Origin of the sequence: Streptomyces glaucescens, assembly GCF_002154375.1 — a bacterium.
Classification (GTDB): domain Bacteria; phylum Actinomycetota; class Actinomycetes; order Streptomycetales; family Streptomycetaceae; genus Streptomyces; species Streptomyces glaucescens.
Genome location: NZ_MUND01000339.1, coordinates 1 through 8,998, shown reverse-complemented (window position 1 = coordinate 8,998; position 8,998 = coordinate 1). Strand labels below are relative to the sequence as shown.

At 69.3% G+C, this 8,998-nt stretch carries 12 protein-coding genes; 4 read left to right on the top strand and 8 right to left on the bottom strand.

Going from position 1 to position 8,998, the window contains the following annotated elements:
* Positions 1-1,415 (top strand): protein translocase subunit SecF (gene secF, locus CCN42_RS22190; RefSeq protein WP_086738140.1); only part of this gene is annotated, 1,415 nt, incomplete at its 5' end.
* A 74-nt stretch (positions 1,416-1,489) separates the two neighbouring features.
* On the opposite strand, the gene CCN42_RS22185 is transcribed toward secF, so the two are convergent.
* From CCN42_RS22185 to CCN42_RS22175, 3 genes are all read right to left on the bottom strand, one after another.
* A complete protein-coding gene (locus tag CCN42_RS22185; RefSeq protein WP_086738139.1) occupies positions 1,490-1,705 on the bottom strand; it encodes a hypothetical protein in 216 nt (71 codons plus the stop codon).
* Between the two features lie 232 nt (positions 1,706-1,937).
* Positions 1,938-2,234: an SCO0607 family lipoprotein gene (locus CCN42_RS22180; RefSeq protein WP_086738137.1), complete on the bottom strand. Its 297-nt coding sequence runs from the start codon at positions 2,232-2,234 to the stop codon at positions 1,938-1,940.
* 212 nt (positions 2,235-2,446) lie between these two features.
* Positions 2,447-2,884 (bottom strand): hypothetical protein, encoded by a 438-nt coding sequence (locus CCN42_RS22175; protein ID WP_086738136.1) that lies wholly within the window; start codon positions 2,882-2,884, stop codon positions 2,447-2,449.
* A gap of 64 nt (positions 2,885-2,948) precedes the next feature.
* Here CCN42_RS22175 and CCN42_RS22170 point away from each other — a divergent pair, with 64 nt between their 5' ends.
* The gene (locus CCN42_RS22170) at positions 2,949-3,674 is read left to right on the top strand and encodes a helix-turn-helix transcriptional regulator (RefSeq protein ID WP_086738134.1); all 726 of its coding nucleotides are present in this window, start codon (positions 2,949-2,951) and stop codon (positions 3,672-3,674) included.
* Entirely contained in the window at positions 3,671-4,114 is a 444-nt protein-coding gene (locus CCN42_RS44665) for a GTP cyclohydrolase I (protein ID WP_339384379.1), read from the top strand. Before CCN42_RS22170 ends, CCN42_RS44665 begins: the two co-directional genes overlap by 4 nt.
* Here CCN42_RS44665 and CCN42_RS22160 read toward each other — a convergent pair.
* On the bottom strand, positions 4,067-4,381 hold the full coding sequence (locus CCN42_RS22160) for a helix-turn-helix transcriptional regulator (protein WP_169731504.1): 315 nt from the start codon (positions 4,379-4,381) through the stop codon (positions 4,067-4,069). The genes CCN42_RS44665 and CCN42_RS22160 overlap by 48 nt on opposite strands.
* 104 nt (positions 4,382-4,485) lie before the next feature.
* On the opposite strand from CCN42_RS22160, the gene CCN42_RS22155 reads away from it, so the two are divergent.
* The gene (locus tag CCN42_RS22155) at positions 4,486-4,890 is read left to right on the top strand and encodes an STAS domain-containing protein (RefSeq protein ID WP_245877414.1); all 405 of its coding nucleotides are present in this window, start codon (positions 4,486-4,488) and stop codon (positions 4,888-4,890) included.
* Between the two features lie 273 nt (positions 4,891-5,163).
* Here the strand turns inward: CCN42_RS22155 and CCN42_RS22150 are convergent, their stop codons facing one another.
* The 4 genes from CCN42_RS22150 to CCN42_RS22135 form a co-directional block, all read right to left on the bottom strand.
* On the bottom strand, positions 5,164-6,015 hold the full coding sequence (locus CCN42_RS22150; protein WP_086738143.1) for a sugar phosphate isomerase/epimerase family protein: 852 nt from the start codon (positions 6,013-6,015) through the stop codon (positions 5,164-5,166).
* A gap of 29 nt (positions 6,016-6,044) precedes the next feature.
* Positions 6,045-6,881, bottom strand: a complete 837-nt coding sequence (locus tag CCN42_RS22145; protein WP_086738132.1) for a carbohydrate ABC transporter permease — start codon at positions 6,879-6,881, stop codon at positions 6,045-6,047.
* Entirely contained in the window at positions 6,875-7,762 is an 888-nt protein-coding gene (locus tag CCN42_RS22140; RefSeq protein WP_086738130.1) for a carbohydrate ABC transporter permease, read from the bottom strand. Before CCN42_RS22140 ends, CCN42_RS22145 begins: the two co-directional genes overlap by 7 nt.
* A gap of 29 nt (positions 7,763-7,791) precedes the next feature.
* Positions 7,792-8,998: ABC transporter substrate-binding protein (locus CCN42_RS22135; protein ID WP_107427627.1), on the bottom strand; the 1,207-nt coding region annotated here is incomplete at its 5' end.

The window sequence follows — 8,998 nt, the reverse complement described above, 5'->3', positions numbered from 1 at the left end:
CGGCCATCGAGGCCGCGGCCTGGGCCGCCGTCATCGGCACCGCACTCACCGCGCTGTTCATCATCGCCGTCTACCGGCTCATGGGCCTCCTCGCCACGGCGGCCCTCGCCTGCTACGGCCTGCTCTCCTACGCCGCACTGGCCGCGCTCGGCGCCACCCTGACCCTGCCCGGCCTCGCCGGCTTCGTCATGGCGATCGGCATGGCCGTGGACGCCAACGTCCTCGTGTTCGAGCGGGCCCGCGAGGAGCACGCCACCCGCAGCCGTCCCAGCCCCCGCTCCGCGCTGACGGCCGGATTCCGTGCGGCACTCAGCGCCATCGCCGACTCCAACATCACCACCCTGATCGCCGCGGCCCTGCTGTTCACCTTCTCCTCCGGCCCCGTCCGCGGCTTCAGCGTCACCCTCGGCATCGGCGTCCTCGCCTCCATGATCAGCGCCCTGCTGATCACCCGTGTGTTCGCCGAATACGCCGTCGGCCGCCCCGCCGTACTGCGCCGCCCCCGCATCACCGGCGTGGCGAACACCGGCTGGGTCCGCAGCCGACTGCAGCGCCGCGACCCCTTCCTGATGCGTCACCCGCGCCGCTGGCTGGCCGCCTCGGCCGCCGTCCTGGTCCTGGCCGCGTCCGGCATCGTCATCCGCGGCCTCGACTTCGGCATCGAGTTCACCGGTGGCCGGCTCATCGAGTACTCCGCGGGCACCCCTGTCGACCCGGACCGGGCCCGCGCAGCCCTCGCCGACGCCGGTTTCCCCCGCGCGGTGGTCCAGTCCTCGGGTGACACCGCCCTCACCGTGCGCGCCGAGCACCTGACCAACGCCGAAGAGGCCGGCGTCACCGAAACCATCAGGAGCCTCGGGGGCGAAACGAAGAAGATCCGCGACGAGCTGATCGGCCCCAGCCTGGGCGACGAACTCCGCCGCCACGCCCTCATCGCCCTCTGCCTCGCCCTGGGCGCCCAGCTCCTGTACCTGGCGGTCCGCTTCCGCTGGATGTTCGGCACCGCGGCCGTCGGCGCACTCGCCCACGACGTCGTCATCCTGATCGGCGTGTTCGCCTGGCTCGGCAAACCCATCGACGGCGTCTTCCTTGCCGCCCTGCTCACCGTGATCGGCTACTCGGTCAACGACTCCGTCGTCCTCTTCGACCGCGTCCGGGAGCTGCTCGCCCGCGACCACATCACACCGCTGTCCCGCGTGACCAACCAGGCGATCCTGCAGACCCTGCCCCGCACCGTGAACACCGGTATGGGCGCCGCCCTCATCCTCACCGCCCTCACGGTCCTCGCCGACGACACCCTCACCGACTTCGCCCTGGCCCTGCTCATCGGGCTGGCGGTCGGCACGTACTCCTCCGTCTTCACCGCCGCACCCCTCACCATCGAACTGCACCCGCGCCGACGCCGGAAGGAGTAGTCCAGTAGGTGACAGGCTGCCCGTCGTCCGTGTACGACCGGTCGACGGGCATGGGCACATCGACCGGTTCTCGCTCAGTGCGTCCAGACATCCGGTCCGCCGCCGCGCCACTCGATCAGTGCGCTGCGGACCACGTCCATCTCGTCCCAGTGGTGGAGACCGGCCTCCTGCATGAGCCGCGCGATGTCCCGCACCGAGTACGCCAGGCCCAGGACGGTCCCGTCCGCGCGCACCCGCCGACCACCGGACTCGTCCGGCGGATACACGGTGACGGGCTGGTCGGAGGCCATGCCACCAGGGTGCGGCCAGACGCTCGGCGTCGCCCGTCGACGGGGCCGGCCGAGGTAGGCGCGTCACGGGGCGGCCGCGGACAGGACAGGACTGGACTGGGACGAGTCAGAGGCAGGGGCAGGGACGCCGATCGGTGCCCTGGGCGATGGCCAGGCCTGCGCCGGGTCGAGGAATCCGCTTCGGCCGCAGAACCCGGACTCATGGCGAGGAGTCTGGCGCGCCGGAGTGCCGTTACTGCGGCTGCGGGACGATTCGGCCGTTCTCGTCGACGGTCTTGTCGGACCAGTACCGGTCCCACTTGTCGTCCAGGTGGACGGGCACCTTGCCCTCGGGGTAGCGCGTCCAGCCGGGAGCGGGTTCCTCATCCTCGGCCACGCAGCCGCTGCCCGAGTTGTTCACGGCGAGCACCGGGTCCTCGTCGGGCATGCAGACCCGCTCCTGCCACCCGGCGCAGCCGGTCAGCAGCAGCGCCGTGACGCCGCTGGTGAGGGCGAGGGCAAGAAGCGAAGTGCGGGGGTGCTGCGGCATGAGTGCTCGGCCTTCCGTGTCGGTGTGGTGCCGCAAGTCTCGTCCCGGAGCCAGGGCTTGGGATGAGTACGCGTACTCATCCGGGGGTGAGTCACGGGTGAGCCGTTGGGAAGGCTCACCCGTGGTCACGTCGCGCGGCTTGCTAGGGGGTGTCGTCAAACTCCCGTCGTCGTCCGCAGGGCAGACGGGAGTTTGACGACACCCCCTAGCCGTCAGTGCGGTTGCCGCTCGCTGTGGTAGTGATGGGCGAGCCGGGCGAGGGCGACGGCGCCGAGCAGGAGGCCGAAGTCGCGCAGTGCGATGTCGTAGTGCCCGGGGATGGTCAGCAGATCGACGATGATCCCGGCGAGCCACCCGGCCACCAGCCAGCCCCCGAAGCGCGGGGCGACGGCGACGGCAAGGCCCGCGACGATCTCGATCACTCCGACGGCGTACATGGCCTGCTGGGCGCTGCCGGGCACCACGTCGTCGATCCACGGTGCCAGGTAGACGGGCCAGTCGACGAGCAGGTTGGTGAACTTGTCCAGCCCGAACAGGATCGGTGCCACGGTGAAGCCGGTGCGCAGGACGAGGAAGGCCTGGTAGCCGGGGTTGCCGAGCGAGGTCCGCCGTGGAGCGGCGGACGCGGTGGTTGTGGTTGTGGACGACATGACGTGCCTTCCTTCTATCTACAACTCTCACTATCGATAGAAGCTCCGAAATCTTCTTTAGTCAATGGTTCTGGGTTTTACACTGGTGTCCGTGGAACACGCGAAGGAAGCACCCCGCCCCGACGTCTCCGCCGTCGCCGCCCTCGACGAGCCGACCCGCAGGAGGCTCTACGACCACGTGGTGCGCCAGCCGGGACCGGTCAGCCGCGACGAAGCCGCCGAGGCCCTCGGCCTTGCCCGGCAGACCGCCGCCTTCCACCTGGACCGGCTGGCCGACGAATCACTGCTCGATGTCGTCTACGAGCGGCGCAGCGGACGCACGGGCCCGGGCGCGGGCCGGCCGGCCAAGCTCTACAGGCGCTCCGCCAGGCAAGTCGCCGTCACCATCCCGGAGCGGCACTACGAGCTGGCCGGACGCCTCCTGGCCCAGGCCCTCGAGGAGTCCGAGAGCACCGGCGAGCCGGTCCGTCCTGTCCTGCACCGAAAGGCCCGTGAACTGGGCACGCGGCTGGCCGGGCCCGACCAGGCGGATGTGCTCGCCGTGCTGGAGGAGAACGGCTTCGAACCGCGCGAGGACGGCGACGCCATCGTGCTGGGCAACTGCCCCTTCCACGCCCTCGCCCGCGAGCACACCCAGACGGTGTGCGGCATGAATCTCCACCTGCTGCGCGGCGTACTGGACGGGCTTGCCGAAAGCGGTCTGCGGGCATGTCTGGCGCCCAGCCCCGGTCACTGCTGCGTCCGCCTGGAACCGGACTCCCCATCGGCTGACGGCGTGCGCGCGTCCTGAGCCGCACCGCCGCCACCCGCCGCCGGCCCTCACGGCGCTCGGCATCCACGCCGACACCGAGAGCCTGCGCGACTTCCGGCCGTACGGCCCGCGCCTACGCGGAACTGTCCGGCCCGCGCCCCTTCGGCCTGACGGCCTTCCCCGGCGGCGAGGGGTGCGAGGAGCTGGTGCCGGCGTGCAGCATCCCGGCCCGAGCGGTGTGCGAGCACCGCATGCGGCCCGTCGTCGGCACCGTCCACGTCGGCTGCCTGCCCGGCGACCGCATCCTCGGCCTCGGACTGACCGAGCTCGCCCGATCGTCGAACCCTTCGTCTGCCGGCCGCAGGCTCAGCACACCTGATGACCAGGCAGGTCGCCGACCGGCTGGACACCCGCAGGGAATCCGGCGACCGTCAGCCGACGCGTTCGGTCTCGTCCTGCAGGAGCAGGGAAAGCAGTGAGGCGACGGAGAGGCCGGCTTCGGCCGGGTGGCGCAGCACCTTGCCCGGCTCTATGTGGTAGGTGTTCGTTCGCCCGTCCCGGGTGTGGGACAGGTATCCGTCCTGTTCGAGATCGGAGATGATCCGCGCGACGGCGCGCTCCGTGAGCCGGCAGCGAGCGGCGATGTCGCGGATCCGGACGTTCGGGTTGTCGGCGATGGTTGCCAGTACACGCGCGTGGCTGGTGATGAACGTCCATCCGGTGTGAGATTCGGGCACTCCAACCATGCACCGCATTCTAGGAGACGCCATTGCCTGAACCAGGATGCATGACATACTTTTCATGTAACATCTGACCTGCTTCCGCAGGAGAGCCACAGAAGGAGCCCGACGTGTCCTGGGATGAGGCCGTCATGCCAAGGGTGACGAGCGACGTGAGTGGGATGCCGGTGCCGGAGCAGGCCATCGGGCTCTCCCCGGAAGGGGCCGCGGTGACTCAGTACGAATGGCGCGGTGCCTGGGTCGTCGCCGCGTACGGCTCCTACGACATCCACTCGATCACGCCTCTCGCGGACGCGCTGAAGAACGCGGTCAGGGAACATCCGAAGGTGGTTCTCGACGCCTCCGGCATCACCTTCGCGGACTCCACGCTGCTGAACCTGCTGATCCTCACCCACCGATCAGGCGCCCTGCGCGTGGCCGCGCCGTCCCGACAGCTTCGGCGGCTGTGCGACATCACCGGAGCCGACACCGTTCTCGTGATGCGGGAGACGGTGGACGAAGCCGCGATCTCCTGACCGTCATCGACGGCCGGCCCCATGAGGTGCGCCGTCGACGGAACTGCCCTATCGTGGATCTTGTGAGGGCGGTCCACCGCGGTGGCTGTCCTCCCGCGTTGGTCGTCTAAGGAAAGACACCCCGCTTCCTGCGGGGAAATGCAGGTGCAAGGCCTGCCCGGCGCTCCGCTCGAGAACCCCGCCCCGACGCGACTGGCCGGAGGCGGGGTTCCGTCACGTCTGCGCCGCTGGGATGCCGACACCGATGCCGAGGCCGCCCGCCGGCGCTCGCCGTCATTCTCCCGGGTCCGTACCGACGCACCGGCGTACCGCCGCGTCGCACCGCTCCACCGCCGCCCGCGGATCGAGCGCGTACGTGCCGTCACCGAACAGCTCGAACGTCATCCAGCCGTCGTAGCCGTGCCGTTCGAGGGCCCCCAGGTAGTCGGACAGCGGAAGTTCGCCGTCGCCCCACGCCAGATGCCCCATGGGGCGGCCGTCGATCAGGTGCACATGGCGGATACGGTCACCGAGCGCGGCGAAGGCGTCGTCGACGGTTTCACCGGCCACGGCCATCGTCACCGTGTCGAGCACCGCCCCCAGACGGCCGGCGCCGATCTCGTCGAGCATCGCCGCGAGCGTGGGCGAGTCGTTGACCAGGTTCGACTCGACTCGCTGGAGCGGTTCGAGGACACACGTCACGCCCAGTGTGTCCGCGTAGGCGGCGATGTCACCGATCGCGTCGACCGACCGGCGCCAGGCGGCGTCCACGGGCTCGTCCTCACCGCCCCGGCCGGGCGTGAGCAACAGTGTCCCGGCGCCGAGTTCGACGCAGAGCTCGGCCGCCCGGCGGAACAGGGCGATGCTCTGCGCGCGCAGCCAGCCGACCGGAGAGGCCACGTTGACCGGGTACATCACCTGCTCGGGCGTGAGGCAGTACGCCGAGAGGCCACGTTCCTCAATGCGGCGGCGCAGGTCGCGTGCCTCCGCGTCGCCGACCCGCGGGATGTACAGGTGCGGGGCGATGCCCCAGAGTTCCAGCTGCTCGCGGCCCAGGGCGACCGCGTCGTCCAGGAAGGTGTCGAACGGCAGGTGCTGGTAGGCGAAATTGGATCCGGTCAGCCGCGGGGGACGGGCGATCGGCATGGGGTTCTCCATTCGTACCGGGGAGTCGTTCACTTGCCGATGCCGTCGGCCAGGCCCTTGACGATGTAGCGCTGGCCGAAGAGGAACAGGAGCACGACGGGCACCGCGGCGATCACCATGCCGGCGAACACGACGGGGAAGTCCGTGCCGTGCTTGCTCATCAGGCTCGTCAGGCCGACCGGCAGGGTCTGCACGTCACTGCCGTTGGTGAACACCATGGCGAACAGGTACTCGTTCCAGGCGAAGAGCACGTGCAGCAGGACGGTGGACGTGATGATGGGCTTGCACATCGGCAGGATGATCCGCCAGAACGCGGTCCAGCGGCCGGCCCCGTCGATCTGCGCCGCCTCGTCCACCTCGCGCGGCAGGTCGATCATGTAGGCGCGGATGAGGAAGGTGGTGAAGGGGATGCGGAAGGCCGTGTACAGGATCAGCAGCGCCCAGAAGCTGTTGTACAGGCCGATCGACTGGAACATGCGCACCAGCGGGACCAGGGCGACGGTCGGGGTGAGCATGAGGCCGCCCAGGATGACGGCGGTGAGGACCTTGTTGAACGGAATGTCCACCCGCGTCAGTCCGTACGCCGCCCAGGCGCTGATGAAGACGGTCGCCACCGTGGACGTCACCGTGACCAGGACGCTGGTCGCGAGATAGTCGCTGACGCCGCGGTTCCACGCGTCGCGGTAGTTGCCGAAGCTCAGATCGGTGGGGAGCGCGAAGGGGTTGCCGAAGAGTTCGGCGTTGGTCTTGAACCCGTTCAGGACCATCCACAGCAGCGGGTAGAGCACCACGACCGCGAGGCTCAGCAGGAACGCCCACATGAACAGGCGCGCGATGACGCCGAGGAAGCCGAGACGGCTCACCATTCCACCCTTCTTCTCCGGGTGAACCACAGCTGCGCCATCGCGATCGTGAGGGTGATCACGAAGATCACGGTGCCGATGGCCGCGGCGTGGCCGAAGTCGTTGCGTACGAATCCATTGCGGTACAGCCACGTGCCGAGCACGTGGGTCGAGTTGTCGGGCCCGCCGCTGGTCATCACCATGACCTCGTTGAACACCTGGAAGGCGCCCGACACGGTGACCAGGACCATGAGTCCGGTCATCTCCCGCACGAGCGGGAGCGTCACCTGGAAGAAGCGGCGGACGGGCCCGGCACCGTCCAGGGCGGCCGCTTCGTGGAGCTCCGCGGGGATCCGCTGGATGGCGACGGCGAACAGCAGCGTCGAGTAGCCGAAGCCCTGCCACTGGCTCATCGCGATGACCGCCGTCATGGCGGTGCTCTCCTGGCCCAGCCAGGCGTGGTCGAACGTGCCGGGCGCGACCGCCTCCAAGGCGTGGTTGAGCAGGCCGAGGTTGGGCTCGTAGACGAAGTAGAAGAGAAGTCCCGCGACGGTCAGTGAGATCGCGGAGGGGATGAAGTAGATCGTCCAGAGGGCGCGCTGCCACCGCGTGCTGCGGATGCTCTCGACGAGTGCGGCGAGCAGGAGGGCACCGAAGACCTGGAAGACGACCGACAGCAGGGCGTACCAGAGGTTGTTGGTGAAGGAGCTCCAGAAGACCGGGTCGGCGAACAGGCCGCGGTAGTTGTCCAGGCCGACGAACTGCTGACTGCCGCTGTAGATGTCCCAGGTCAGCGTGGAGTAGCCGAAGTTCTGGACGAGCGGCAGGTAGACGAAGACCGCGAGCAGGACGAGGGCCGGCACGGTCCACACGAGCCCGGCTGCTCTTCGGTACAGAGTGCGCACCGGATTGATTTCCCTTCAGCCCGTGCCGGTCACTTGGCGGAGTCGGAGGCCCGGCGGACGCCGTCCATGACCTGCTCGGGCGACTTGCTGCCGCTGATGAGGGCCTCGCCGCCGGCCAGCCACGCGTCGGCGACCTCCGGCGCGGTGACCATGTCGAGCCAGCCGGCGAGCCGCGGGGCCTTGTTGACCAGGTCGATCCCCTCCTGGACGGCCTTGCTGGACGTCTGCGGCGTCACCGCGCCGACCACGGTGCTCGGCTGGCCGTAGGGCGGCGCGGACAGGGTCTTCGCGTGGGCGGCGCTCGTCACGAACTTCATGAAGTCGACGGCGAGAGCCGCGCGCGGCGACCGGGCGTTGACGAAGTACCCCTCGGGTGCGCCCTCGACGACCTTCGGGTCCCCCTTGGCCTCGGCGGCTGCGGGCAGCGGGAAGATGCCCAGGTCCCCGGGTGTGAGCGTGCCGCCGGAGGTGGTGCTGTCGAACTCCAGGATCTCCTGGTAGTACATGGCGGCCTTGCCCTGCCCGAACGCCTCCTGCGCCGAGGTGTAGAGGACGCCGTTGGTGCCGCGTCCGGTGTCGGTGCAGCCGGACACCAGGGTCTTGAACTGCTCGAGGGCGACCAGGTAGCCCGGGTCGTCCCAGGTGGCGGTCTTCGGGTCGTAGTCGGCCTCGCGGACGTCGGCCGGCACGTTGTGGGCGAAGAGCTGCTGGAGGTAGTGCAGGGCGGGCCAGCCGTCCTTGTTGCCGAAGGCGATGGGCTCGTAGCCGGCCTCGCGCAGTTCCGGGCAGGAGGCGATCAGCTCTTCGAAGGTCTTCGGCACGTCGACGCCGGCCTCGTCGAAGGCCGACTTGTTGTACCCCATGAACTTGCCGTTGTTGTACAGCGGGACGCCGTAGTAGCGGCCGTCGTGGGCGAACGCCGACAGCGCCGACTCGCCGAAGGTCCTGCCCCATGCGGTGCCGGGGCCGATCACGCCGGTGAGGTCCGCCGCGCGGCCTCCGCGGATGAAGTTCTCCGCCCAGTTGCCCGTCCAGGTGAAGTAGATGTCGGGCAGGGCGTCCGACGCGGTGAGCGTCTTGGTCTTGTCCTTGATGCTCTGGTCGGTCTCCTGGATCAGCTCGACGTTCACCTTCGGGTGCTTGCGCTCGTAGGCGGCGGCGAGGTCCTCGAAGTAGGGCTCAAGGGGCTCGCCCGCGAACTTGGTGAGGATGCTCAGGGTGCCGGAGTACTCCGGC

Coding starts and splice junctions, on each gene's coding strand:
- CCN42_RS22170 (WP_086738134.1), top strand. CDS start 2,949: ATGGTTCTGGGTTTTACACTGGTGTCCGTGGAACACGCGAAGGAAGCA.
- CCN42_RS22175 (WP_086738136.1), bottom strand. CDS start 2,884: ATGTCGTCCACAACCACAACCACCGCGTCCGCCGCTCCACGGCGGACC.
- CCN42_RS22185 (WP_086738139.1), bottom strand. CDS start 1,705: ATGGCCTCCGACCAGCCCGTCACCGTGTATCCGCCGGACGAGTCCGGT.
- CCN42_RS22180 (WP_086738137.1), bottom strand. CDS start 2,234: ATGCCGCAGCACCCCCGCACTTCGCTTCTTGCCCTCGCCCTCACCAGC.
- CCN42_RS22145 (WP_086738132.1), bottom strand. CDS start 6,881: ATGGTGAGCCGTCTCGGCTTCCTCGGCGTCATCGCGCGCCTGTTCATG.
- CCN42_RS22160 (WP_169731504.1), bottom strand. CDS start 4,381: ATGGTTGGAGTGCCCGAATCTCACACCGGATGGACGTTCATCACCAGC.
- CCN42_RS22150 (WP_086738143.1), bottom strand. CDS start 6,015: ATGCCGATCGCCCGTCCCCCGCGGCTGACCGGATCCAATTTCGCCTAC.